General features: G+C 70.2%; 26 protein-coding genes, 1 tRNA gene and 1 pseudogene. 9 read left to right on the forward strand and 19 right to left on the reverse strand.

Features of this window, described 5'->3' with window-relative positions; all coding sequences use genetic code 11:
• Positions 1 to 23: 23 nt before the first annotated feature.
• The 3 genes from ACPXB1_RS06905 to ACPXB1_RS06915 are packed head-to-tail and all read right to left on the reverse strand — an operon-like array spanning position 24 to position 2,462.
• Positions 24 to 773: a LamB/YcsF family protein gene (locus tag ACPXB1_RS06905; protein ID WP_355587715.1), complete on the reverse strand. Its 750-nt coding sequence runs from the start codon at positions 771 to 773 to the stop codon at positions 24 to 26.
• On the reverse strand, positions 757 to 1,620 hold the full coding sequence (locus tag ACPXB1_RS06910) for a biotin-dependent carboxyltransferase family protein (RefSeq protein ID WP_355630343.1): 864 nt from the start codon (positions 1,618 to 1,620) through the stop codon (positions 757 to 759). The genes ACPXB1_RS06905 and ACPXB1_RS06910 overlap by 17 nt, the downstream gene beginning before the upstream one ends.
• Positions 1,617 to 2,462 (reverse strand): 5-oxoprolinase subunit B family protein, encoded by an 846-nt coding sequence (locus ACPXB1_RS06915; RefSeq protein WP_355630346.1) that lies wholly within the window; start codon positions 2,460 to 2,462, stop codon positions 1,617 to 1,619. The genes ACPXB1_RS06910 and ACPXB1_RS06915 overlap by 4 nt, the downstream gene beginning before the upstream one ends.
• 108 nt (positions 2,463 to 2,570) lie before the next feature.
• Between ACPXB1_RS06915 and trhA the strand changes: the two genes are divergently transcribed.
• Entirely contained in the window at positions 2,571 to 3,248 is a 678-nt protein-coding gene (trhA, locus tag ACPXB1_RS06920) for a PAQR family membrane homeostasis protein TrhA (protein ID WP_355587709.1), read from the forward strand.
• Positions 3,249 to 3,423: 175 nt separating this feature from the next.
• Here the strand turns inward: trhA and ACPXB1_RS06925 are convergent, their stop codons facing one another.
• Positions 3,424 to 3,711 (reverse strand): DUF6458 family protein, encoded by a 288-nt coding sequence (locus ACPXB1_RS06925; RefSeq protein ID WP_355587707.1) that lies wholly within the window; start codon positions 3,709 to 3,711, stop codon positions 3,424 to 3,426.
• A gap of 113 nt (positions 3,712 to 3,824) precedes the next feature.
• Here ACPXB1_RS06925 and ACPXB1_RS06930 point away from each other — a divergent pair, with 113 nt between their 5' ends.
• Positions 3,825 to 4,364, forward strand: a complete 540-nt coding sequence (locus ACPXB1_RS06930) for a SixA phosphatase family protein (protein ID WP_355587705.1) — start codon at positions 3,825 to 3,827, stop codon at positions 4,362 to 4,364.
• Between the two features lie 43 nt (positions 4,365 to 4,407).
• On the opposite strand, the gene ACPXB1_RS06935 is transcribed toward ACPXB1_RS06930, so the two are convergent.
• From ACPXB1_RS06935 to ACPXB1_RS06950, 4 genes are all read right to left on the reverse strand, one after another.
• Complete coding sequence (locus ACPXB1_RS06935; RefSeq protein WP_007454197.1) at positions 4,408 to 4,677, reverse strand: DUF6458 family protein; 270 nt, start codon at positions 4,675 to 4,677, stop codon at positions 4,408 to 4,410.
• Between the two features lie 255 nt (positions 4,678 to 4,932).
• On the reverse strand, positions 4,933 to 6,789 hold the full coding sequence (locus tag ACPXB1_RS06940) for an acyl-CoA dehydrogenase (protein ID WP_355588460.1): 1,857 nt from the start codon (positions 6,787 to 6,789) through the stop codon (positions 4,933 to 4,935).
• Between the two features lie 130 nt (positions 6,790 to 6,919).
• Positions 6,920 to 8,047, reverse strand: coding sequence for a PP2C family protein-serine/threonine phosphatase (locus tag ACPXB1_RS06945; RefSeq protein ID WP_355587704.1), 1,128 nt, complete (start codon positions 8,045 to 8,047; stop codon positions 6,920 to 6,922).
• 101 nt (positions 8,048 to 8,148) lie between these two features.
• On the reverse strand, positions 8,149 to 8,787 hold the full coding sequence (locus ACPXB1_RS06950) for a septal ring lytic transglycosylase RlpA family protein (protein WP_355587702.1): 639 nt from the start codon (positions 8,785 to 8,787) through the stop codon (positions 8,149 to 8,151).
• Positions 8,788 to 8,975: 188 nt separating this feature from the next.
• Here ACPXB1_RS06950 and ACPXB1_RS06955 point away from each other — a divergent pair, with 188 nt between their 5' ends.
• From ACPXB1_RS06955 to ACPXB1_RS06965, 3 genes are read left to right on the forward strand one after another with little or no spacing between them, the layout of a single operon-like run.
• Positions 8,976 to 9,527, forward strand: a complete 552-nt coding sequence (locus ACPXB1_RS06955) for a phosphoribosyltransferase family protein (protein ID WP_425734967.1) — start codon at positions 8,976 to 8,978, stop codon at positions 9,525 to 9,527.
• Positions 9,528 to 9,560: 33 nt separating this feature from the next.
• Positions 9,561 to 10,634, forward strand: coding sequence for a questin oxidase family protein (locus tag ACPXB1_RS06960; RefSeq protein WP_425734968.1), 1,074 nt, complete (start codon positions 9,561 to 9,563; stop codon positions 10,632 to 10,634).
• 56 nt (positions 10,635 to 10,690) lie between these two features.
• Entirely contained in the window at positions 10,691 to 11,122 is a 432-nt protein-coding gene (locus tag ACPXB1_RS06965; protein WP_355587695.1) for an ASCH domain-containing protein, read from the forward strand.
• Positions 11,123 to 11,129: 7 nt separating this feature from the next.
• Here ACPXB1_RS06965 and ACPXB1_RS06970 read toward each other — a convergent pair whose 3' ends face one another.
• From ACPXB1_RS06970 to ACPXB1_RS06980, 3 genes are read right to left on the reverse strand one after another with little or no spacing between them, the layout of a single operon-like run.
• Complete coding sequence (locus ACPXB1_RS06970; protein WP_355630349.1) at positions 11,130 to 12,008, reverse strand: LLM class flavin-dependent oxidoreductase; 879 nt, start codon at positions 12,006 to 12,008, stop codon at positions 11,130 to 11,132.
• A gap of 51 nt (positions 12,009 to 12,059) precedes the next feature.
• A complete protein-coding gene (locus tag ACPXB1_RS06975) occupies positions 12,060 to 12,485 on the reverse strand; it encodes a nucleoside deaminase (protein WP_355587689.1) in 426 nt (141 codons plus the stop codon).
• Complete coding sequence (locus ACPXB1_RS06980) at positions 12,482 to 13,351, reverse strand: LLM class flavin-dependent oxidoreductase (RefSeq protein WP_355587687.1); 870 nt, start codon at positions 13,349 to 13,351, stop codon at positions 12,482 to 12,484. Before ACPXB1_RS06980 ends, ACPXB1_RS06975 begins: the two co-directional genes overlap by 4 nt.
• Before the next feature lie 181 nt (positions 13,352 to 13,532).
• Between ACPXB1_RS06980 and ACPXB1_RS06985 the strand changes: the two genes are divergently transcribed.
• On the forward strand, positions 13,533 to 13,937 hold the full coding sequence (locus ACPXB1_RS06985) for a hypothetical protein (RefSeq protein ID WP_355587684.1): 405 nt from the start codon (positions 13,533 to 13,535) through the stop codon (positions 13,935 to 13,937).
• Positions 13,938 to 14,048: 111 nt separating this feature from the next.
• Positions 14,049 to 14,750 carry a dihydrofolate reductase family protein gene (locus ACPXB1_RS06990; protein WP_355587682.1) on the forward strand — a complete coding sequence of 234 codons (702 nt, stop codon included), beginning with the start codon at positions 14,049 to 14,051 and terminating at the stop codon, positions 14,748 to 14,750.
• 18 nt (positions 14,751 to 14,768) lie between these two features.
• Here ACPXB1_RS06990 and ACPXB1_RS06995 read toward each other — a convergent pair whose 3' ends face one another.
• A complete protein-coding gene (locus ACPXB1_RS06995) occupies positions 14,769 to 15,134 on the reverse strand; it encodes a VOC family protein (protein ID WP_355587680.1) in 366 nt (121 codons plus the stop codon).
• Between the two features lie 62 nt (positions 15,135 to 15,196).
• Here ACPXB1_RS06995 and ACPXB1_RS07000 point away from each other — a divergent pair, with 62 nt between their 5' ends.
• Positions 15,197 to 16,156 carry a nucleotidyltransferase domain-containing protein gene (locus tag ACPXB1_RS07000; RefSeq protein WP_355587677.1) on the forward strand — a complete coding sequence of 320 codons (960 nt, stop codon included), beginning with the start codon at positions 15,197 to 15,199 and terminating at the stop codon, positions 16,154 to 16,156.
• Positions 16,157 to 16,167: 11 nt separating this feature from the next.
• On the opposite strand, the pseudogene ACPXB1_RS07005 reads toward ACPXB1_RS07000, so the two are convergent.
• The 6 genes and pseudogenes from ACPXB1_RS07005 to ACPXB1_RS07030 all read right to left on the reverse strand — a co-directional run.
• Positions 16,168 to 16,449 (reverse strand): annotated as a pseudogene (locus tag ACPXB1_RS07005) (nuclear transport factor 2 family protein); the annotation flags it as partial.
• Positions 16,450 to 16,483: 34 nt separating this feature from the next.
• A complete protein-coding gene (locus ACPXB1_RS07010; protein WP_355587675.1) occupies positions 16,484 to 17,563 on the reverse strand; it encodes an LLM class flavin-dependent oxidoreductase in 1,080 nt (359 codons plus the stop codon).
• A 236-nt stretch (positions 17,564 to 17,799) separates the two neighbouring features.
• Positions 17,800 to 18,345 carry a TetR/AcrR family transcriptional regulator gene (locus tag ACPXB1_RS07015; protein WP_355587672.1) on the reverse strand — a complete coding sequence of 182 codons (546 nt, stop codon included), beginning with the start codon at positions 18,343 to 18,345 and terminating at the stop codon, positions 17,800 to 17,802.
• Between the two features lie 274 nt (positions 18,346 to 18,619).
• On the reverse strand, positions 18,620 to 19,099 hold the full coding sequence (locus ACPXB1_RS07020) for a nuclear transport factor 2 family protein (RefSeq protein ID WP_355587670.1): 480 nt from the start codon (positions 19,097 to 19,099) through the stop codon (positions 18,620 to 18,622).
• A 651-nt stretch (positions 19,100 to 19,750) separates the two neighbouring features.
• Positions 19,751 to 20,092, reverse strand: a complete 342-nt coding sequence (locus ACPXB1_RS07025; RefSeq protein ID WP_355587667.1) for a VOC family protein — start codon at positions 20,090 to 20,092, stop codon at positions 19,751 to 19,753.
• A gap of 155 nt (positions 20,093 to 20,247) precedes the next feature.
• A tRNA-Gly gene (locus ACPXB1_RS07030) sits at positions 20,248 to 20,321 on the reverse strand.
• 202 nt (positions 20,322 to 20,523) lie between these two features.
• Here ACPXB1_RS07030 and ACPXB1_RS07035 point away from each other — a divergent pair.
• Positions 20,524 to 21,507 (forward strand): zinc metalloprotease, encoded by a 984-nt coding sequence (locus ACPXB1_RS07035; protein ID WP_425734969.1) that lies wholly within the window; start codon positions 20,524 to 20,526, stop codon positions 21,505 to 21,507.
• Between the two features lie 67 nt (positions 21,508 to 21,574).
• Here the strand turns inward: ACPXB1_RS07035 and ACPXB1_RS07040 are convergent, their stop codons facing one another.
• Complete coding sequence (locus tag ACPXB1_RS07040; RefSeq protein WP_355587662.1) at positions 21,575 to 22,132, reverse strand: pyridoxamine 5'-phosphate oxidase family protein; 558 nt, start codon at positions 22,130 to 22,132, stop codon at positions 21,575 to 21,577.
• Between the last annotated feature and the right edge of the window lie 34 nt (positions 22,133 to 22,166).

The following is a 22,166-nucleotide window of genomic DNA, read 5'->3' on the forward strand; positions in this document are numbered from 1 at the left end:
CCGATAACAAGGGGCCCTTCCTTTCAGGCGAACGGGGCGAGGGGGATTCCCGCGTCGATCAGGGCAGCGCGGACTAGTTCGGTGGCGGAGACCGCGCCCGGCGTGTCGCCGTGTACGCAGATCGACTCCATCGCGCAGGGGATGGCAGTGCCGTCGACAGCCACGACGGTCCGTTCGGTGGCCATCCGTACGACCCGGGCGGCCACCTCCTCCGGGTCGTTGATCACCGCGCCGGGGGTGCCGCGTGGCACCAACGATCCGTTGGGCAGGTAGCCGCGGTCGGCGAACGCTTCGGCGACCACCGGTAGGCCCGCGCCGACGGCGAGCTGGGCGAGCACCGAGCCGGGCATGCAGAGGACTGGCAGTTCGGGGTCGTAGCCGCAGATCGCGGCGACCACGGCTGCGGCCTGGGACTCGTCGGTGGCCGCCGCGTGGTAGAGCGCGCCGTGCGGCTTGAGGTAGCGGACGCGGGTGCGGAAGATCCTGCAGAACGCGTCGAGCGCCCCCAGCTGATAGGTCACCTCGTCGCGCAGTTCCGCGAAGTCGTACGCGATGCGCCGCCGGCCGAAGCCGGCCAGGTCCCGGTAGCCGACCTGCGCGCCCACGGCGACGCCGTTCCGTGCCGCGACCTCGCAAACCCGTCGCATTGTGGACGGGTCGCCGCCGTGGAAGCCGCAGGCGACGTTGGCGGAGGTTACGAGGCCCAGCAGGGCATCGTCGTCGCCGAGTCGCCAGATGCCGAATCCTTCGCCCAGGTCAGCGTTGAGGTCCATGGAATCTGACGGTAGTACCTGGCCGGGCCTGCGCGAGCGGGGTCACGTCGGTGACCACCCCGATGACCGGGTATCCGCCGGTGGTCGGATGGTCGGCGAGGAAGACCAGAGGTTGGCCGTCGGCCGGCACCTGCACCGCGCCGAGCACGATGCCCTCGCTGGGCAGTTCGCCGGCGACCGCGCGGGGCAGCGGTGCGCCGGCCAGTCGCGCGCCCACCCGGTTGCTGACCGGGCTCACTGTGTACGCGGTTCCGAACAGCCGGTCGACCGCACCGGGCGTGAACCAGTCGTCACGTGGGCCGAGGCGCACTGTCAGGTGCAGCTCCGGCGCGGGTGCCGGGCCGACGGTCACGTCCACGGGTGCGGGCTCCCCGAGCGGCACGCCGACGGGCAGCCGGTCGCCGTCGCGCAGCGGGGCGGGACCGAGCCCGGAGAGGGTGTCGGTGGCCCGGCTGCCCAGCACCGCCGGCACGTCGATCCCGCCCGCCACGGCCAGCCAGCTCCGTACGCCCCGACGGGCCGGCCCGATCGTCAGCACCGTTCCCGCCGGCAGAGTGAGAGGGCGTCCGGTGTCGCCGGGGCGCTCTCCGGCGCGGACGGCAACCTCGGCACCGGTGATCGCCACGGTGGTGGCCCGGGTCAGCCGCACCGCGCAGCCGGTCAGGGTGATCTCCAGGCCGGCAGCCTCCTCGGGGTTGCCGACCAGCCGGTTGGCGAGCCGCAGGGCGGTCGGGTCGAGAGCGCCGGAGCGGGGTACGCCGAGGTGCGCCCAGCCCGGCCGACCCAGGTCCTGCACGGTGGTGAGTGCGCCGGCCCGGAGCACCTCGATCTCGGTGATGTGGGTCATGCCGCCGCCAGCCGGACCAGGGTGCCCGGGCTGAGCCGGGCCGGCGGGTCGTCGTGCACGTCGAAGAGGGTCAGGTCGGTCCGGCCGACGAGCAGCCAACCGCCGGGGGACGCGCTCGGGTAGATACCGGCGTACGGGCCGGCGAGAGCCACGGAGCCGGCCGGAACCCGGGGGCGGGGGGTGGACAGCCGCGGCAGCGCCAATTCGGCGGGGAGCCCGGTCAGATAGGGGAACCCGGGAGCGAAGCCGCAGAAGGCCACCCGGAACCGGGTGCCGGTCAGGCGACGCAGCACTGCTGGTACGTCGACCGACCAGTGTTCGGCGACGACTGTCAGGTCCGGCCCGTCGAACTCGACCGGAACGACAACCTCGACACCACCGGACCGGTCGCCGCCGGGCCGGCCGTCAACGGTCCGACCGCCACCGGACTGATCGCCACCGGGCCGGTCCGTGGCGGTGCTGACTGTGGCAGTGCCGGCGGTGGCGGCCGTGGTGGTGCCGGCCGTGGTGGTGACGGCCGTGGTGGTGACGGCCGTGGTGGTGACGGCCGTGGTGGTGACGGCCGTGGTGGTGACGGCCGTGGCGATGGCGGCGACCGTTGGTGCCCAACTGGTCAGCAGTGCGGCCGTGGCGGCGGGGTCGCGCAGGCCGTCGAGCAGGAGAGTGCTGGCCGCCGGCACGATCTCGACGGCATGCAGGTCTCCGTGCTCGCGGCGACGCCACAACTCGGCCCGCCATGCCTCCACGAGAGCGGCCTCCGGGACGGCTTCGGACGCGGAGGCGGGAGCGGGAGCGGTGAGGTCGAGCAGCAGGGCTTGTTCCCCGACGGGTCGGATCCGCATCGGCCCATCCTCGCCGACGCCGTGCTGGCGAGGAATTCACCGGGACGGTGCCTGGCGTCACTCAGCGTGCCTACTTGCAGGTAACCTACGGTGGCGTAACCTGATCTGGTGACCACCTCCGCACCGCTTCGCCTGAAGCCGGTCGACATCGGCAAACCCCGGATGCGCGGCTGGCTGCACACGTACGCCTTTTTCGTCGCCCTTGCCAGCGGCATCGTGCTCTGCTCGATCGCCGCCACCCGACCAGGGTGGGCGCCACTGGTGAGCTGCGTCATCTACAGCCTCACGGTCTGCGGCCTCTTCGGCACCAGCGCGCTCTACCACCGTCGCGTGTGGTCGGAGCGCGGCTACCAGCTGATGCGCCGGATGGACCACTCGATGATCTTCGTGTTCATCGCGGGGACGTACACACCGCTCTGCGTCATGCTGCTCGAACCGCGACAGGCCACCGTGATGCTGTCCCTGGTCTGGGGTGGCGCGCTGGCCGGCGTGGCGGTCAAGATGGCCTGGCCGCACGCACCGCGCTGGGTCTCCGCGCCGCTCTACCTGGCGCTCGGCTGGGTGTCGGTGGCCATGCTTCCCGAGATCCTGCGCGGCGGCGGCGTCACCGCGCTGGTGCTGCTGATCGTCGGCGGCGTCATGTACAGCGTCGGCGCTGTCTTCTACGCGCTGCGTCGCCCCAACCCGTGGCCCAGCGTCTTCGGTCACCACGAGTTCTTCCACGCCTGCACGCTGCTCGCGGCGCTGTGCCACCACATCGCGATCTACTTCGCGTTGTTCGCCTGACCCACGAGCGCGCCGGCGTGAGGCGCAGCCTGGTCACGATCGACTCGGGTTCCTTGAAATCGGGGTATCCGACTCGGTGGGACACCGCGATTTGCAGGAAGGCGAGTCGATCACCTGCGCAGACGCGAGCCGGGGCCCCGCGACGCTGCGGGACCCCGGAGTTCGCGGACGAGGATCAGACCGGGCGACCCGGCCGACGCACCTCGCGGTACTCCTCGACGACCCGGTCGTCCTGCACCGGCACCACCCGGTCGGCAACCACGCGCTCCTCGCGGACGGGCGCGGCGGCCACCGGGCGACGGCGGCTGTTCCAGAAGTAGAGGGTGACGAGCAGGCCGGCGACGCCGGCCAGCATGAGCACCCAGCCGACGACGGCCAGGTTCAGCCAGCCCAGGTCGGCCTCCACTGCGAATGCGAAGATCGCGCCCAACGCGATCAGGAAGATGCTGCCACCAATGCCCATGTCTCGCTCCTCGGCTCTAACCTGGCGTACGGCCCGTCGCGGCCGTTGGTAGGGGTCGCGGCGTCCATCGACTTACCCCGGCGGAGAGATCGCCAATCGGGCAAGCTGGTGGCATGACGGACACCCGAGTCGAGACGCGGACGCTTGTGCTGCTCCGGCACGCGAAGGCCGAGCCGGGCGCCGAGGGTACTGACGACAACGATCGTCCACTCAGCGCACGCGGGGAGGCCGACGCGGCGGCGGCCGGCGCCTGGCTGGCCCGGCACGATCTGCTGCCCGACGTGGTGATCTGTTCGACGGCCCGGCGTACCCGGCAGACCTGGCATCAGGTGGCGATGGGGATGACCGGTGCGCCGCCGGAGGGTGGGCCGACCGGTCCGCGGCCGACAGTCCGTTACGAGCCCGGCGCGTACGACGCCCACCCCGAGGAGCTGTTGGCGCTGGTCCGTACCGCCGATCCGGCGGCCCGGAGCGTGCTGCTGGTCGCCCACAACCCGGGCGTCTCGTTGTTGTCGGCGTTCCTCGACCCGGACGGGGCGGTCGACGAGGGCCTGCGGACGGCCGAGTTGGTGGTGCACCGCGGCACGCGCGCCTGGCCGGACCTGGGCCGCGCCGGAGCGCCGATCGTCGAGCGGCACACCGCACGCGACTGAACCACCCGCCGACTGTCGACGGGTGGTTCAGGGCGTACGCGGGTCAGGAGGGTGGCGCGGTCGGCGGCGGCGGGTCGGGCGGCGGCGGCATCATCGCCGTCGGATGAGACAGCCGGTTCTCCTCCACGATGAGGGTCCGGGCCCGCTTGCGCCGGTCCTGCCAGAACCAGAGCGTGGTGAGCAGCACGGCCAGCCCGGCCAGGATGAACACCCAGCCGACCGCGCGTAGGTCGATCCACCAGACATTGGCTCTGATCGCGAAGGTCATGATCGCGCCGAGCGCGATGAGAAAAATGCCGCTTCCTACACCCATGTGCGCTGCACTCCCCCGTGCGGTGGCTCTGGGCGTTCCCTTTCCTGGTCACGCGCCGGTTACCCGCCAGGGGGCCGGCCTACCCGGCGCGGCTCGATCAATCGACGTACCTCGGCGGTCGGCACCGGCTGGTCCGACATTCGCCGCTGTGGTGCATCGGGGGACGACAACGGCCGGCAGGGCAGTTGCCCCGCCGGCCGTCGTGGTCGGTTCCGGGTGGTGCGGCCCGGAACCGTCAGCCGTGCCGTGGCACGGTCAGAAGGCCTCCTCCGGGAGGTCCATGATGTCGAGGTCGGTGCCCTCGATGATCCGCCGGTCGGCGCCGATGCGCGGCAGCACCTCGCGGGCGAAGAACCGGGCGGCGGCGACCTTTCCGGTGTAGAACGCCTTGTCACTGGCGGAGATGTCGCCGGCAAGCGCCTTGAGCGCGACGTCGGCCTGCTTCTGGAGCAGCCAGCCGACCACCAGGTCGCCGATCGCGAGCAGGAACCGCCGGCTGCTCAGCCCGACCTTGTAGAGCGAGCGGGTCTCGCCGCCCTGCGCCTCGCCCAGCCAGCCGGTCATCACACCGAGGATGTTCTGGACCTCGCCGAGCGCCTTGCCGAGCGCCTGCCGCTCCTCCTTGAGCTGGCCGTTGCCCGCCTCGGAGGAGATGAACTCCTGGATCTCGGCGGCGACCGCCATGAGGGCCTTGCCGTTGTCCCGCACGATCTTGCGGAAGATCAGGTCGAGGCTCTGGATTGCGGTGGTGCCCTCGTACAAGGTGTCGATCTTGGCGTCCCGGACGTACTGCTCCAGCGGGTAGTCCTGGAGGAAGCCCGATCCACCGAAGGTCTGCAGGGCCTCGTGCCCGAGCAGCTCGTACGCCCGCTCCGAGCCGACGCCCTTGACAAGCGGCAGCAGCAGGTCGTTCACCCGCTTGGCCAGCTTGGTGGCCTTCTCGTCGCCGGCCGCCTCGGCAATGGCGACCTTGTCCTGCCAGGTGGCGGTGTAGAGAACAAGAGCGCGCAGACCCTCGGCGTACGACTTCTGGAGCAGCAGCGAGCGCCGGACGTCCGGGTGGTGGGTGATGGTGACCCGGGGAGCGGTCTTGTCGGCCTGCTGGACCAGGTCAGCGCCCTGCACCCGGTTCTTCGCGTACTCCAGGGCGTTGAGGTAGCCGGTGGAGAGGGTGGCGATGGCCTTGGTGCCGACGAGCATCCGGGCGTACTCAATGATCATGAACATCTGGCGGATGCCGTCGTGCTTGTCGCCAAGCAGCCAGCCCTTGGCGGGTACGCCGTGCTCGCCGAAGGTCAGCTCGCAGGTGTTGGAGACCTTCAGGCCCATCTTGTGCTCGACGTTCGTGGCGTAGACGCCGTTGCGCTCGCCCAACTCGCCGGTGGTCTCGTCGAAGTGGAACTTCGGCACCACGAAGAGCGACAGACCCTTGGTGCCGGGGCCGCCGTGGCCCTCGACGCCCACCGGGCGGGCGAGCACGTAGTGCACGATGTTGTCGCTCAGGTCGTGCTCACCCGAGGTGATGAAGCGCTTGACGCCCTCGATGTGCCACGAGCCGTCCGGCTGCTGGATGGCGCGGGCGCGGCCGGCGCCGACGTCCGAGCCGGCGTCCGGCTCGGTGAGCACCATCGTGGAGCCCCACTGCTTGTCGATGAAGAGCTTGGCCCACCGCTTCTGCTGCTCGGTGCCCTCGACCTCCAGGACGTGCGCGAAGGACGGGCCGGAGGCGTACATCCAGATGGGGGCGTTCGAGCCGAGCACCAGCTCGGCGAGGGCCCACCAGAGGGCGCGCGGCGCGGTGGTGCCACCCAGGTGCGGCGGCAGGTCCAGGCGCCAGAACTCGGAGTCCATGAATGCCTGGTAGGACTTCTTGAACGACGCCGGCAGCGGCGCGGTGTGCGTGGCCGGGTCGAACACCGGCGGGTTGCGGTCGCTGTCCGTGTAGCTGGCAGCCAGGTCCTCCCGAGCGAGCCGGTCGAGCTCCGCGAGGAAGGTGCGGGCGGTGTCGGCGTCGAGTTCCGAGTACGGTGCCTGGCCGAACGCCTGGTCCGCCCCGAAGACCTCGAAGAGGTTGAACTCAAGGTCCCGCAGGTTGCTCTTGTAGTGGGTCATGCTCACTGGCCCCGCTTCCGGACAGGTGTTACCGATCAGTAACCCACACTGTATTACTCACGGGTAGGCAGCGACAAGCCGATCTCCGAAGTGACAGCGATTACACACTTGCCTGTGGCACCGGCCGGGCTCAGCTCTCGGCGGCGCCAACCTCCCAGCTCGGCACGGCCGACGCCACACCCGTGGGCGTCCCCGCGTACTCCATGAGCACCAGAGCGATGTCGTCGTCCAGCCGGCCATGCACCCACTCGACGAGGGCCGTCTCCAGCGAGGCGAGCCCGTCCGCGACCGTGCCGTGGCCGAGCAGCCGCCACGCCCGGTCGGCGGTGGGGAAGAACTCGCCGTCCCGCCGGGCCTCGCCGAGGCCGTCGGTGAACAGCAACAGCCGGTCACCGGGCTCCAGGCGCTCCACGCGCGGACGGACCACAGGCATGAACCCCAGCGGGGGCGCCGGTGCCGGCGGCTCCAGAGGGATCACCGCGCCCCTGCGCAGCAGCAGCGGCGGCGGGTGGCCGCAGTTGACGATGGTGAGCGTGCCACCCCGCTCCTCCACCAGAGCGGCGGTCACGAAGTCCTCGTCGCCGACGTTGCGGGCCACCGCGCGGTCCAGGTCGGCGACGACGGCGCGCAGGTCGGCCCGCTCGTACGCCACGTGCCGGTAGGAGCCGAGGACGATGCTTGCCAGCCGGACCGCGTCGAGCCCCTTGCCGCGTACGTCGCCGATGATCATGCGTACGCCGTAGGGCGTGTCGATCGCCTCGTACAGGTCGCCGCCGATCTCGGCCGTGGCGGTGGAGGAGATGTAGCGGCCGGCCACCGAGAGCGTGCCCACCTGCGGGCCGAGCGGACGCAGCACAGCCTGCTGGGCCACCGAGGCGAGCTTGGTCAACTCGCCGATCTGCTCAGCCTGCCGCTGCCGTACGGACGCCACCGCCACCGCCAGCCCGGTCGCGAGCGCCACCCCGACAACGTTGACCGAGGTGACAAGCAACATCTTCGGGTCGACGAGCGCGAAGCCCACCCCGGTCAGTGTCGCCACGGCGCCGACGCCGAGCACCACCCGCCAGGACGCCAGAGCGGCAGCCAGCAGCGGAACCGTCATCAGGATCGCGATGTAGTGCGCCCCCCGGCCGTCGGCCAACTCCACAGCCGAGACGATCACGAGCAGGGTAAGGGCCGCGCCGAGGCCGGCGCGGGATCCGGGGCTCAGCGGGCGGTGGCCCGACTGGAGGAGTCGCGTGCGTACGAGGGACAGCATGCCTGATCCACGTGAACCCGTGTATGAACCTGGCCCGTCGTCTGAGGAGGTTCTGTCCGGCCGGCGCGGGTGTCCGACCGGATCGGCCTCGTCAACTCCACTCAGCCGAGCACCTCGTACCGCACCGTGAACGCGCCGACGTCAAGCGAGGCGATGGTGGCGAAGGCCGCGCGGGACAGGTCGAGGCAACGGCCGTCGATGAACGGGCCACGGTCGTTGATCCGTACCACCACCGACTTGCCGCTGCTCGGGTTGGTCACGCGGACCTTCGTGTTGAACGGCAGCGTCTTGTGCGCCGCCGTCAGCTCGCTCGGGTTGAACGACTCGCCGTTGGCCGTGAGCTGCCCGTCGGAGTAGAAGGACGCGCCGCATGAACCGCTCTGGAGCACCTTGGCGGCCGGCGTGGTCTTCTTCGCGGTCGCGCTCGGCTTCGGCGTACTCGTGCGGGCCTTGGCACGGGAGGCAGCCTGCGGCGAGCGGCTCGCCGACGGACTCGCCGACGCGCTCGGCGAGGCGCTGGCGCTCGCGCTCGGGGAGACGCTCGGCGAACTCGCGGCCGGGCTGCTGGGAACGGCGGTCGGCGTGAGGTCGAGAGCCACCTGCTCCGACCCTGTGGAGCCGGAGGTCAGCTGGACGGCACCGAAGGTGCCTCCGACGGCGACAGCGACGCCGACCGCCGCGGTGGCCACGATGCCCGCGGGAGAGGAGAACATGCGGGTACGGGAGTGCCTACCAGCCACGGCCCGGTCCTTTCGTCGACTGAACAAACCGGGTCGGACCGTAACGAGAGAAGCACTTCCGAAGTCAACGTGATCATAGTGTTATGCCCGCATTTGCGCTGGTACGTGTAGCCGATCATCCGAGCCCGCATGGGTCGACCAGCCCGGGTGCCGACCCGCCGAACGCGCACGTACCGCAGGATGGACCGATGCCCGGTGAGCTGAGCGAACGCCTCGTCGACAGGTTCCGGTGGATCGACCCGGGGCCGGCCACCAGCCACCTCGTCAGCGACATCTCCGGTTGGTGGCGTGACCCGGCGGTGCTTGCCGAACTCGGTCCTGCCCTGGTCGCGCCGTACCGGGTCGCCCGGCCGACAGTGGTGCTCGCCCCTGCGGTCACCGGGCTGCTTCTCGGCCCGCTGGCCGCCACCGCCCTCGGGGTCGGCTTCGTTCCCGCACACAAGGCCGACGACGGGCGCCTACCGGCCGGGCCGCTCACCTGGGCGAAGAGCCCGCCGGACTACCGGGGCCGGCAGGTCGACCTGGCCGTGCGGGACCGCCACCTCGGCCCGGACGACCGTGTCCTCGTCGTGGACGACTGGGTACGCACCGGCGCGCAACTCCACGCCCTCTACGACATCTGCGCCGCGCGCGGTGCCGAGGTGCTGGGCACGGCCGTGGTCGTCGTCGACTGCCCGCCCGAGGTCGCGGCCGAGCTACGGATCACCGGCCTGCTGGCCGGCACCGACCTACCGGCTTGACCTCAACCGCACTTCATCTTCGACGATCGACCGATGGGCGACGGGATCCTCGACGAAGCGTACGAACGGCTGCACCGCACCGGCCCCGAATACGAGGGCTGGCTCTCCAACCACGGACCGATGGCCGTCGAGGCGCTGGCCCGGCACGGGTACCCGCAACACGTACACCGCTGGCTCGACGACTACATCACCCGCCTCGACGAGCTGCCCCGAGGGCTGCGTCCCATCGACGACTGGCGGGCGGCGCTCGGCGACCCGAAACGAGCCGGTGACTGGCTGGCGTACTTCGACAGGCAACTGCGCGAACACCCGTGGCGGGACGTCCTCGGCACCTGGTGGCCCCGGCTGCTGCCCGGCATCGCCGCCGGCGCCACCCACGGCGTGATCCGCGTCGGGCATGCCGTCCGCGCCCTCGACACGAACGACGCGAACCCCCGGCGGCTCACCGAACTCGGCCAGGCCCTCGGCTACTGGGCGGCCCGCTGGCAGCCAGTCCCCGGCACCGACCGCCTGCTCGACCGGGCCACGCCGGACCGGGCCGGCACCGTCGACGCGCGAGGACCGGACACCGCCGACCTCGACGTGGCCGCTGCGCTGGCCGGGCTGCCTCGGATCGACGACCAGACCGGGGGCATCCGGGAACGGCTCGGGCAGCTTCCGGGCGTACCCCGCTGGGAGGCGGCAGTCGCGGCTCTGCGACCCGCACGGACCCCGGCCGAGGCGGAGCGGGGCCTCACCACGCTTGTGCACCGCGCCGGCTTGGACTACCTGCGCTTCGGGCACGCCGCGCCGGTCATGCTTGTGCACGCGGTCACGGCACCGACCGCGGTACTGCGTACCCTGCCCGCCCTCGACCGGGCGCTCTGGGCGCCGAGCCTCGCCGCCGCCTGGGCCGCGACGGCGGCAGTGACCTCGGTGTACGCGCCGACCGACGGGATCACGCCGCCGACCTTGACCGCCGCAACCCCGGCGGAGGTCTTCGCCCGCGCGGCCCGCAACGGCGACGCCCACGTGGTCAAGCTGGCCGATGCGGTGCTGGACGCGTACGCGGCCACCGGCGACGAACGGCTGCTCGCCGCCGCGGGCTACGCGGGGCAGATGATCTGACCGTGGCCCGGCGAATTGCGACGACGACGGCACGCCGCTCGCCTAGCCTCGGCAGGATGTGGCCTCGGATCGGTGAACTGCGCGCCCTCCCCCTCGGCACCCCCGGCGAACTGCGGGCGACCCTGAACACCCTCGTGCTGGAAGGCGTGAAGACCGCCACGGCCGGACGGCTCGCCGAGTACGCCGAAGAGGGCGAGGAGTTGGAGCACGTCGGCGAACGGCTGGCGCTTGTCGACGACAACGACGCGCTGGTCGGCGTCGTGGAGGTCACCGGCGTCGAGGTGGTCCGCTTCGCCGACGTACCGTGGGATTTCGCCAGGGCCGAAGGCGAGGGTGACCGCTCGATCGAGGAGTGGCGGGCCGGGCACGCGACCTACTGGGCGCGGCTCGGCACCCCCGTCGACGACGACACCCCGATCGTCTGCCTGCGCCTGCGACTGGTCTCCGGCGGCGAGGGCGGCGTGGCCAGCGGCGATCTCGGCACCTGACGGTGGCTCAGCCCTGCATCTGAGGCAGCAGCCGGGTCGCCACGTCCGCCAGGACGGCCTCGTCGCCGGCGTACCAGCTGCTCTCGCGCGGCCAGTGCGTCACCACGTCGGTGAAGCCCAGCTCGGCGGCCCGGCCGACCTGGTCGGCGAAGAACTGCGCGCTGCTCAGGGAGAACACGGGGGCCGCGTCCAGCGAGAGATAGCGGTCCAGGGTCGCCGGATCGCGGCCGGCTTCCTCCAGCGTCCGGTCCATCCGGGCGGACAGCGCCGACACGGTGTCCCACCAGCCCTCCACGTCGTCGGCGTCGGTGCCGATGGTCACCCAACCCTGACCGAACCGGGCCACCAGCCGCATCGACCGCGGACCGTTCGCGGCCAGCACAAACGGCACCCGGGGCTGCTGCACACAGCCGGGGTTGCTACGGGCGTCCACCGCCGCGAACCAGTCCCCGCGCCAGGTGGTGCCGTCCTGGCGCAGGATCAGGTCCAGCAGTTCGGCGAACTCGGCGAACCGGTCGACCCGCTGGCGCGGCGTCAGCGTCTCGCCACCCAGCACCGCCGAGTCGAAACCGATGCCGCCCGCGCCCAGGCCGACCAGCAGGCGGCCGCCCGAGATGTCGTCCGCCGTGGTGATCTGCCGTGCGAACGCGGCCGGGTGCCGGAAGTTCGGCGACGCGACGAGCGTGCCGAGCCGGATCCGGGAGGTCACCGTGGCGGCAGCCGTCAGCGTGGCCATCGAGTCGAACCACGGGCCGTCCTTCAGATCACGCCAACCCAGGTGGTCGTACGTCCAGGCGTGGTCGAAGCCCCACTCGTCGGCCTGCCGCCAGCGGCGCTGCGCTTCGGACCAACGCTGGTCGGGCAGGATCACGATGCCAATTCGCATAATCGCCAGCCTAGTTCGCCTCCCGGTGCCGCGGCGATCGGCGGACGCCCGTCAGTAGTGATCCTCGATCGGCCGGCGGGCCTCGGCGAACAGGGCCGGGCCGTCGTACCGGACCGGAGCCGGAGCCGGTGTGGGCGGCTTGACGCTCTCGAACTGCTCGGCGGACAGCGCGAAGACGACCCGACCCAGGCCGGACCGGTCGATGGCGGTGGCGCACATCGGGCACGGCTGGCAACTGGTGTACATGGTGGTGCCGGCGGCGACCTCCACATCGAGTTCCCGAGCCGCCCAGCGGGCCAGCTTCAACTCCGGGTGGGCGGTGATGTCGGCCTCGGACACCACAGTGTTGTGGTCCTCGACCAGGACGTCACCGTCCGGGCCGACAAGCAGCGAACCGAACGGTCGCTCGCCGGCCGCGCCGGCCCGGTCGGCGATCTCGATCGCTCGCCGGAGGAACTTCTCGTCGTCGGGGGTCATCGGTCCTCCACGGGTCGTTGCTCGGTGATGGTGTGACGCAGAGCTGCGACGGCGGCCAGTGCCTGCCAGGCCCGTTCCGGCTCGCGGATCTCGGTGACGTCGCCGTTGAACGGGTCGAGCACCACCGTTTCCGCGCCGAGCAGGCGAAGCCGGTCGAGGTCGGCGGCGATCTGCCCGATGGTGCCGACACCGGCGAGCCGGGCCGGGTCGGTGACCGGTTCGTCGGTCATCCGCAGCGCGATCCGCGGGATCAGCGCCGGCACCGGCCGGCCCAATTCGTCCGCGCTCGCTTTCAGCCGGTCGACCGCTTCGGTCAACCAGTCCATCGTGAACCGCAACGGGTGCCAGCCGCCTCCGAGGCGTACGGCACGGCGGATGCCGGCGTCGCTATTGCCGCCGACCCAGATCGGGACGGGCGGGGTGTCGTAGTCGGCGGTGTTCCGCCACGCCTCCCGCATGGTGTGCAGGTATTCGTCGGTGAGCGCGCCACGCTGCCGGAACGGCACCCCCAGCGCCTCGAACTCCTGCCGCGCCCAGCCGACACCGACCCCGAGGACCAACCGGCCGCCGCTGAGCCGGTTGAGATTCGCCGCCATCCGCGCGGTGAGCAGCGGATGCCGGTAGGGAACGATGAGTACGGTGGTGCCGAGTTTCACCCGGCGGGTCACCCCGGCCAGAAAGGACAGCGTGGTGAACGGCTCGTAGAACGGGGCCGGATACTGCTCCGCCACGTCCGGGGTGATCACGATGTGGTCCGAGACCAGGAGCATGTCGAATCCGAGGCCCTCGACGGTCTGGCCCCACCGGCGCAGCACTTCCGGCTCGGTGCCCTGGGCGAAGTTCGGCACGTTGACGCCAATTTCCACCGCGCAACGCTATCGGGCAAAGCCCCGATCGTGAATGGGCTGTTGCCGGTGACAGATGGCTTTCGCTGGCGGCGTTCGGCAGCGCCACCACGAACGTGGTGTACAGCGCCACCCCGCCGTACCGAGGACCGCGACCGTAAGGCCGGTTTCCAGCGCGCCTTGGGGCCGTACCCTCCGAGCCATGTCCGACGATTTTTCGGCCACCCGCGCGCCCTTGGGACGGCGGGCGCGCACGGGCGTCGCGGCGGTGATCGTGCTGGCGGCGATCGTGCCGTACCTTCTCGTCCGCGAGCTTGTCGAGACCCTGTTCGGCGCGGGCGCGATGGCCGATCTCGCCCCTCTTGTGGTGCCTGTGGTGTTGACTGCCTGGCTCGCGCCGTACGCCTCCTACCGGCGACGCGACGCCCTGCTCTGGCTGGTCGGCGTAGGTGGATTGGTCTTCGTCGTGATCGCGTGGCGGGTGGCGTACGCCCCGTACCGCGATTGGCGGCCCCGCCCGGAGGAGGTGCCCCGGATGCACTGGCTGAACGATCCCGAGCACGCCGGCCTGTGGTACGCGACGAAGGCCGACCGCACCTCGGCATAGGCTCCTGTGGTCCACGTCACACCGGCGCACTGTCGGGTGCTGCTCGTCGACTCCGACCCTTCGCCGAGCAGGCGCCCGCAACGGGTGCCCCGATGAAGGGATCGACGCGAGATGACAAAGGTGACCGCACAGCTGTCGGTGTCCCTGGACGGGTTCTACGCCGGCCCCCGCTTCGACGGCGACGGCGACTGGATGGAGTCGGCCGAGAGCGCCGCCTTCTTCCGCGTCACCCGGTGGGCGACAGAGGCGTCGGCGTGGCGCGAACGACAGGGCTTCGCCGGCGGCGAGCAGGACGTCAACTCCGAGGTGATCGCCGAGTCGTTCGGGGCCGCCGGGGCGTACGTGATGGGCCGGCGGTTGGCCGACGGAGGCGAGATCCCCTGGGGCGACGAGCCCCCGTTCCGCGCGCCGGTCTTCGTCGTCACCCACCGCCCGCGCCAGACCCTGCTGCGCGCGGGCGGCACAAGCTTCACCTACGTCACCGATGGCGTGGCCAGCGCCGTCGAGCAGGCACGCGCCGCAGCCGGCGGCAAGGACGTGGCCGTGGCCGGCGGCGGCAGCCTCGTACGGCAGGTGCTCAAGGCCGGCCTGCTCGACGAGTTGGAGCTGCACGTCGTACCCGTCGTGGTCGGCACCGGCCTGCGGCTGTTCGACGCGGACCTCGACCTCGCCGACAAGGAGGCGATCGAACTGACGCCGACCCGCGTCATCCCCACGCCGCAGGTCACCCACATCCGGTACGCGGTGCGCGGCCGGGCCCCGCTCGTGCTCGACGATCGAGGACGCGGCGGCGGGCCGACCGTGACGCGGTGACCCGTCGGCGGTCGGCGTCTAGAGGCGGGACAGCACGAGCATGCGATTGCCGTCGGGGTCCGTGACCCGCGCTGACCGCTCACCCCACGGCTGGTCGACCGGCGCCTCGGTGACTGTCGCACCGCCGGTACGCAGTGCCTCCACGGCCGAGTCGCAGTCGTCGGCGTACACGCACAACTCCCAACGGCGCGAAAGCGCGGGATCACCTGCGTGCGGGTCGGCGGCCAGGCCCAGCTCGCTGCTGCCCAACCGGAGGGCAACGAACTCCGGCTCGCCGTTCTCGGGAAACCGGTAGGTCAACTCGAAGCCGACCACATCCCGGTAGAACGCGATCAGTCGTGGCAGGTCTGTCGTCGTCACGATGGGGAACGCCTCGGTGAACACGCGACCACCTCCTGACCGGACACTAACCGTACGAGCGGGGTTACGTTGCTACCGTCGATGTCATGATCGACGGTCTGACGCGTACGTATCTCGAAGCGGCCGACAAGGCGCTGCCCGGCTATGTGCGAGGTCTTTACGTCGTCGGGTCCGCCGCGCTCGGCGCCTGGCAACCCGGTGTCAGCGACGTCGACACCGTGATCATGACGTCGCGTCCGGCAACGGGCGACGACCTTGCCCAGCTCGTGAAGGTCCATGCCGAGATGCCGAGATCACCCCATCTCGACGGGGTCTACCTGGAGCCCGCGCTGGTGAAGTCCTGGCCGAGCGACAGGCAGGTCCTGCCGTTCGTGGTCAACGGTGAGCTGCGAACCGACGAGCCCTGCGGCGAGCTGAGTCCAGTGCTGTGGCTGACCTTGCAGCGGTACGGCATCCCGGTTCGCGGCCCAGCCGTGACAGAGCTCGGGGTCCGGGTCGACCAGGAGCAGTTGCACCGCTACAACCTCGACAACCTGCGCGATTACTGGCAGGCGATGGTCTCGACGTTTCCCTCGGAACCAGCCGACGGGGGAACCGAGGCAGCTGTGGACGCCGAGATGGTGGTCTGGCTCGTGCTCGGGCCCGCGCGACTGCACTACACGCTTGCCCGTGGTGACATCATCTCGAAGGCCGCCGCCGGCGACTACCTGGCGCACCTGTTCCCCGAGTACGCCGATCTCGCCCACCGGGCGGTCGGCTGGCGTTCGGGCGAGGCGGAGCAGTTCACGACCACAGACCTTGTAGCCGCAGGTAAGAGCGTCAACGCGGTAGCCGAAGATGCCTGGCGTCGCTTTGCGGGCAAGAACGTACTAGCGCGTCACGCGGACTCGCTTGTGGACTGCGCATCGGTCGCGCCATTGTCGGCAGTCGGCACGCCGCCTTCGTCTCCGGTGAGAACCGCGGCGTTGCCCGAGTCCCACAGGAGTTCGACGATGAGCGCCGTGATCCGCCATCCGTGGGCACCGCGGCGCAGGTGGGTGGTGTAGGTCCCGCCGTTCGACCACAAAGGCCCGGCGGTGGCACCACGTCGTACGAGGTGTGCCTGGACGTTCGCGGTCGCGGTCGCCTCGTCACCGTCGACGGACACCAGCACCCCGGTGATGACGTGCTGGGTCGCGTCGAGATGCGCGAGGTCCCGTTCCCAACGGTCGGCCTGGTCCTGCCCTCGGAGGACCTCGGCTTCGCCACCCCAGACCGCCGTGTAGTCGACACGGATCATGTCCGCGAAGACCTCGTCGGCCAGGCCCTTCCAGTTGCGTCGGTCGACGTACCAGGCCATTCGCACAAGCGTGTCCTGCACGGCCGAGCGGTCGTCAATGTGTGTATGCAAGGCGGTTCCCTTCGGGAAGGCGAGGCTCTGACAGGCCCAGGGCGTGGGCCAGCCTGCGGTAGGAGTCGTACATCTCTGCGCGGTCGTAGGTGCTGGTGGTGACGAGTACCTCGTCGGCGCCACTCGCTGTCACGATCGTCGCCAGTTGTTCGGCCACGTCGTCCTCCGTGCCGTGGATGTGGCCGCGCAGAGCGTCCTCGTAGTGCGTCAGTTCCTTGGCCGTCATCGACCGCGCTTCGGTCTCGTCGGCCGGGGCCAGGGGCGGGAAGACGCCGTGTGTACGGGAGAAAGCCATCGATCCGGCCTCCGGTATCAGCAGGCGTCGTGCCGCGTCGGTGGTGGCGGCGACGGCCACGGTGCCGGAGACGACGACGTAGGGGTGTTCGGACCATCGGGAGGGGCGGAAGCCGTTCCGGTAGGTGTCGATGGCCCCGAGCATCCGGTCCTGATCGCGCAGGTCGCCGATCACGAGGGGCAGCCCCTGATCCGCGGCGATCGCGGCACCAGCACCCATGGCCAGGATGAAGGGTGCGGGGCGCAGGCCCTCGGCGGGATGGGCGTGGACCTGCGGGTGGGCGGTCTGCTCGCCGGTGAACCAGCCCAGCAGTTCCCGCAGCTGTTCCGCGAAGTCGTCGGCGTCGTGCTTGTCGCGGCCGAGTGCCTTGCGGACGCCCTCGGTGAAGCCGACCGATCGGCCGAGCCCCATGTCGATGCGGCCGGGGAAGAGGGATTCGAGGACGCCGAACTGTTCGGCGACGACGAGGGGTTGATGGTTGGGGAGCATGACGCCGCCGGTTCCGACCCGGATCCCTGACGTCGCGGAGCCGATCGCTGCCGCGAGCACGGTGGGGGCGGAGCCAGCGACGCCGGGCACCCCGTGGTGCTCGGAGACCCAGAACCGGTGGTAGCCCAGTGCCTCGGCCTGCTGGGCGAAGCGGACGGTGGCCCGCAGCGCCTCGGCCGGGTCTTCGCCGGTACGGGTGCGGGAGCGGTCCAGGACCGAGAACCGGGTCCTGGCCAGTACGTCGGCCGGTGTGCGGGGCGTCGAACGTGTCGAGGTCACCCTTCATCCTCCTGCCGCTGGACGGGATCGCGAAGCGTCAGCTGTCGGGATCACAGGGCTGCGGGTGGTCCCGTCGGCGGGCGGGGTTGGCTGGCTTCGCCGAGGGGTCGGCGCCCGGAGACGAGGTCCAAGCTTCCTGTGAAGCTATGCGGTGGACCGCTTAATGTTCCGGCCGCAAAGGCGGTCAGGTAGAGGGCACCAACGGCGGGGATGCCCGTTGGCGATGGGAGTTGTCCTCAGCCGCGCAGCGTGCGGGCCCACGGTGCGTCGAGGGTGAGCGCGTGGATCGCGACCAGGACGTTGGACAGCAGTCCGTCGGCGAAGTAGCGGCGCACCTGCTCGTCGGAGCCGCCGGAGACGGCGCGAACGTACTCGACCTGCTTGGCGTAACAGGCGCGGATTGCCTCGCCGATGACCGGCTCACCCGCGCAGCCCTGCGCGTGCAGGAGGATCATCAGCACGTCGCGGTCGGCGATGACCCCGTCGTACGAGGCCGTGAGCGCCCCCAGCACCACCTCGGGGTCGGTGCTCTGCACCGATGCGGCAGCGGCAGCGGCGGCTTCGAGCAGGCGGGCCGAGCAGTAGTCGACCAGGACCGCGAACAGCGTCTGCTTGTCCTTGAACAGCCGGTACAGGTATCCCTGGGAGATGCCGGCGGCCTTGGCCACGTCCATCGTCGAGGTCCCGTAGTAGCCGCGCTCGGCGAAAGTCTTGATCGCCGTACGCATGACCGTCGCCCGGCGCTCCTCGGCAGTGGAGCGCTGCCGTGTCCTCGTCTCCATGCGAGTAACCCACCACTTTCATAGGCAGGGCGTCAAATCGCCAGGGCTGCGTCGGTCATTGCTGAGGGCGGGAGAGCACTTCGTCGCCGAGAGCTTCCAATCGGGTTCCCGAAGCCCGACGTACCGGCTGATCTTGCCGGTCCTCGTGTCCACGACCAGGATGCGGCTCCGATTGTAAGCGCGTGCGGTGGAGCGGCGACCCGGGTGCCGGCCACCCCCGGCGCGGACGGGTCGCGCTGACGGCCCGTCCGCTGCCGGGGAGTGGCGCGGGGTGTCACTCGTTACTGAAGGCGGAGACCATGTCCGACGAGCTGCCACCGAGCGATTCGATGGCGATGAGCGGGTTCCAGAAATCGACGTACCGGCTGATCTTGCCGTCCCTCGTCTCCACGATCGAGATGTAGGTCTGGTTGTAGGGGCGGCCGGTGGCCAGTGCGGTGCCCCGGCTCTTGAACTCGGCGATGACCAGCGACGGGTCGGTGGTCTCGTGGAAGTGCAGGTCGGTGAACTCGACCTTGAAGTGCTCCGGGAAGTTCTTCATGTACTCGTTAAGGTTCGCCTTGCCTGCGGTGCGGTTGGGGTAGCCCTCGGGGGCGTACGGGAACTCCAGTACACCGTCCTCGGTGAACAGGGCCACCCACTCCGGGATCCGCCCGGAGGAGAGGTACTCCATGTGGTTCTTGAACGCCTGCTGCGCGGCGGCCCGCACGGCGTCGACGTCGGTGTTCTGCGGGGTGGATACGGCGTTACTCATGAACGTCCTTCTCTGTCTGGGTGCCCGTCGGTGACGGGTCGGTTGGTCGGCAGTCGATCACTTGGAAGTGGTTGACCGCATCTTTCACTGAGCGAGGAGGTTCCGCGAACCTCGACCTAGGGGTCAACCTGCTCGGCCTACCCCGCAGGATCGTGCAATCCGGGGCAGAAAGGTCGCGGGCGGAGCCCTTCGCCTCCTCGCATCTTCAACCCGGCGGGCTGATGTAAGTAATCAACCACTTTCATCTGAGGTTGTCAACTGGCACGTCTGTGTGTGGAGTCACGGCGATCCTCGGGCCACCGAAGCCGCGGGCTGCCCGCCGGCCGTCTCGGCGGTGATGCCGCCCGTCGGTCACCCGATCCCTCAGGCCCTGGTCCTCACCGCCGGCATACATCGGCCCGGACGCGCACGACCGTGGGTCTACCGACGGTTGCGGCCGGAGGTGATGTCCCGTCAAGCCGCCGCAACCTACGGAGGTACTGCCCTGCGTAGGACCGTTGTGCATCGCCCTGCGCCTCCGGGGCCGCGAACGCTTCGTGGTACGCGGTCTCCGGCGAGTCGTGGTCGTGCTCGATCAACCGGCCGAGCGCTTGGGCGTCGTGAACCAGCGGCAACCTCTTCGCCACCTCTTCGAGGTCGCCGGAGGATGCGTCAGAGCGGTGCACCGCCGAAGCTCAGCTCGTTGCCGTCCGGGTCGTAGAAGTCCGCTTTGCGTACGCCGTTGGGGTACGTCTCGCGCTTTGTCGGCTCGACCCCGCGGTCCGCGGCCGCGGCGACGAACGCGTCGAGGTCGTCCACGAAGATGGTGAGCAGCGTGTGGCCTGCATGCGCTGGTCGGTGCTCGATGAAGATCGACCGATGTTCGGCCAACTCCCACACGGCTTCCGTGTCACTGGCCACGTAGGACGGCGGAACGCCGAGAAGCTTCTCGTACCAAGCCAGGGCGGCGGGATAATCGTCCACCGAGATGCCTGCGTAGAGGTCGAGTGGCATCGACACATGGTACGTGCCACGGAGCAAGGACAAGGCAGTCACTTCGGCAGATTCGCAAGTCCTGAGGCGCACTGATGTGCCCACGCCGGTTTCGGCTCTCCCGGCAACGCGAAAGCCCTGGTCGGGACTCAGATCCTGACCAGGGCTTCGTACGTTGGAGCGGGTGACGGGAATCGAACCCGCACTGTCAGCTTGGGAAGCTGATGTTCTGCCATTGAACTACACCCGCAGGCGGCACCACTGTACCCGAGTCGCCGAGCCGGTGCACCCAGGCACCCCGAGCCGCCGACGGCCGGGCACGGCCGTCAAGAAGTTTCCAGACGGCAACATATGGTCGTTCTCAAATGCATCGATGGGTTGTAACGTCTGCCCCACGTTCTCAGCCTTGGCGTGACACACCCCCTGCCGCGCCGCCAGAAAGAGGTGGGCTCATGGGACTCCGTCCCAACCTGCTGACCCGGCGTGCCGCCGGTGTCGCATCGACAACCCTCGCGCTGCTGCTCAGCACCGCTGCGGTGGGTGTCGTTCCGGCCGCTTCGGCTTTCTCGGCAGCGCCCGACGGCGCCTGCGTGGAGCCGGCCGACAGCCACGCCAACGCCCGGATGAAGCCCGGCGGCGCGGCCAAGCACGACCCTAACGAGTTGACCATCAACCAGGTCCGCGAGCGGGAAGCCGACATGGCGGCGGCGCTGCGGGAGCGCGCCAACTATCGGACGGGTGCTGGCGCGACGGCGCTGGCCACTGTCACCATCCCGGTGGTGGTGCACGTGATCCAGGAGAACACCACACGCGCGGGCGGCAACATCCCGGACTCGATGATCACCTCGCAGATCAACGTCCTCAACCAGGCGTACGCCGGTGCGACCGGCGGCGCGGTCACCGCGTTCGCCTTCCGGCTCGACAGGATCAACCGGGTGACGAACCCGTCGTGGTATCCGATCGTGCAGGGCTCGTCGGCGGAGCGGTCGATGAAGTCCTCGCTGCGGACCGGCGGCAAGAACACTCTCAACGTCTACCTCGGCGAGTTGAGCAACAACCTGCTGGGCTGGGCGACCTTCCCGCAGCGCAACCTGAGCAGCATGGACGGCGTGGTCGTGCTGAACGAGTCGCTGCCGGGCGGCACCTCGACCAACTACAACCAGGGCGACACCGGCACCCACGAGGTGGGGCACTGGCTGAACCTGTACCACACCTTCCAGGGCGGCTGCGGTGGCTCGGGTGACAGCGTCAGCGACACCCCGGCCGAGGCGTCGCCGGCCTACCAGTGCCCGACCGGGCGGAACACCTGCTCGGCGGCCGGCCTGGACCCGATCACCAACTTCATGGACTACACCTACGACTCGTGCATGTACCAGTTCACCCCTGGGCAGGCCAGCCGCATGCTGACCGCCTGGAACGCGTACCGCGCGGCGTAGCTCTCCCGCGTACACCTGGTGCCGGCTCCGTCACGACGGAGCCGGCACCAGCGTTTTAGGGCCGTGGTCAGGCGGCGGCCGTCGTGCACTTGACGTCGCGGCTGAGCCGGGTCGGGCGAGCCTGGGGTACGCCGAGCGGCGCGGCCGCCGGGGCTCGCGGGTCGAGCCAGACCCGAACGGCCGGACGGCTCGGCGGGAGACCGGGAATGCCGGTGATCTGGTGCTCGCGGCGGGTCAGCATCGCCACGTCGATGGTGAACTCGAAGAGCCGCCAGTCGACCTGCGGCTCGGCTCGGGCGGTCTGCGCCAGCCGGGCCACCTGGGCCGGGTCGGTCACCGGCGAGGCGTGCCCCGCCACGTACGCCTCGTCGTCGCTCTCCTCCGGCGGGAACGAGTGCAGGGCGTAACGGCCGTCGCGTTCGAGGTCGCGGCGCTTCGGCGAGTCGATGATGAAGCAGAACAGGCCCTCGTCGGTGATGACCGGGGACACCGGATGGACGCGGGGACCGCCGTCGGCGCGGACAGTGGCCAGATAGCCGAAGCCCGGCCCGTACTGCTGCAGGAGAACGCGGATCCCGTCGGCGAGGCGGGGCTCGTCGGCGGCAAAATCGGACCAGGAAGCCATGCGGGCATTCTATCGAACAAATGTACGAGGGGCG

The organism is Micromonospora sp. DT68, assembly GCF_049847245.1.
Taxonomy (GTDB): Bacteria; Actinomycetota; Actinomycetes; order Mycobacteriales; family Micromonosporaceae; genus Micromonospora; species Micromonospora profundi.

Excerpts from the sequence above, each read along its gene's own strand:
- ACPXB1_RS06905 (WP_355587715.1), bottom strand. The coding sequence starts at position 773 with ATGGACCTCAACGCTGACCTGGGCGAAGGATTCGGCATCTGGCGACTC.
- ACPXB1_RS06970 (WP_355630349.1), bottom strand. The coding sequence starts at position 12,008 with ATGCGAATTGGCATCGTGATCCTGCCCGACCAGCGTTGGTCCGAAGCG.
- ACPXB1_RS06975 (WP_355587689.1), bottom strand. The coding sequence starts at position 12,485 with ATGACCCCCGACGACGAGAAGTTCCTCCGGCGAGCGATCGAGATCGCC.
- ACPXB1_RS06935 (WP_007454197.1), bottom strand. The coding sequence starts at position 4,677 with ATGGGTGTAGGAAGCGGCATTTTTCTCATCGCGCTCGGCGCGATCATG.
- ACPXB1_RS06930 (WP_355587705.1), top strand. The coding sequence starts at position 3,825 with ATGACGGACACCCGAGTCGAGACGCGGACGCTTGTGCTGCTCCGGCAC.
- ACPXB1_RS06910 (WP_355630343.1), bottom strand. The coding sequence starts at position 1,620 with ATGACCCACATCACCGAGATCGAGGTGCTCCGGGCCGGCGCACTCACC.
- ACPXB1_RS07035 (WP_425734969.1), top strand. The coding sequence starts at position 20,524 with ATGGGACTCCGTCCCAACCTGCTGACCCGGCGTGCCGCCGGTGTCGCA.
- ACPXB1_RS07015 (WP_355587672.1), bottom strand. The coding sequence starts at position 18,345 with ATGGAGACGAGGACACGGCAGCGCTCCACTGCCGAGGAGCGCCGGGCG.
- ACPXB1_RS06955 (WP_425734967.1), top strand. The coding sequence starts at position 8,976 with ATGCCCGGTGAGCTGAGCGAACGCCTCGTCGACAGGTTCCGGTGGATC.
- ACPXB1_RS06925 (WP_355587707.1), bottom strand. The coding sequence starts at position 3,711 with ATGGGCATTGGTGGCAGCATCTTCCTGATCGCGTTGGGCGCGATCTTC.
- ACPXB1_RS06965 (WP_355587695.1), top strand. The coding sequence starts at position 10,691 with ATGTGGCCTCGGATCGGTGAACTGCGCGCCCTCCCCCTCGGCACCCCC.
- ACPXB1_RS07040 (WP_355587662.1), bottom strand. The coding sequence starts at position 22,132 with ATGGCTTCCTGGTCCGATTTTGCCGCCGACGAGCCCCGCCTCGCCGAC.
- ACPXB1_RS06960 (WP_425734968.1), top strand. The coding sequence starts at position 9,561 with ATGGGCGACGGGATCCTCGACGAAGCGTACGAACGGCTGCACCGCACC.
- ACPXB1_RS06985 (WP_355587684.1), top strand. The coding sequence starts at position 13,533 with ATGTCCGACGATTTTTCGGCCACCCGCGCGCCCTTGGGACGGCGGGCG.
- ACPXB1_RS06940 (WP_355588460.1), bottom strand. The coding sequence starts at position 6,789 with ATGACCCACTACAAGAGCAACCTGCGGGACCTTGAGTTCAACCTCTTC.
- ACPXB1_RS06915 (WP_355630346.1), bottom strand. The coding sequence starts at position 2,462 with ATGCGGATCCGACCCGTCGGGGAACAAGCCCTGCTGCTCGACCTCACC.
- ACPXB1_RS07020 (WP_355587670.1), bottom strand. The coding sequence starts at position 19,099 with ATGAGTAACGCCGTATCCACCCCGCAGAACACCGACGTCGACGCCGTG.
- ACPXB1_RS06945 (WP_355587704.1), bottom strand. The coding sequence starts at position 8,047 with ATGCTGTCCCTCGTACGCACGCGACTCCTCCAGTCGGGCCACCGCCCG.
- ACPXB1_RS07000 (WP_355587677.1), top strand. The coding sequence starts at position 15,197 with ATGATCGACGGTCTGACGCGTACGTATCTCGAAGCGGCCGACAAGGCG.
- ACPXB1_RS07025 (WP_355587667.1), bottom strand. The coding sequence starts at position 20,092 with ATGCCACTCGACCTCTACGCAGGCATCTCGGTGGACGATTATCCCGCC.
- ACPXB1_RS06990 (WP_355587682.1), top strand. The coding sequence starts at position 14,049 with ATGACAAAGGTGACCGCACAGCTGTCGGTGTCCCTGGACGGGTTCTAC.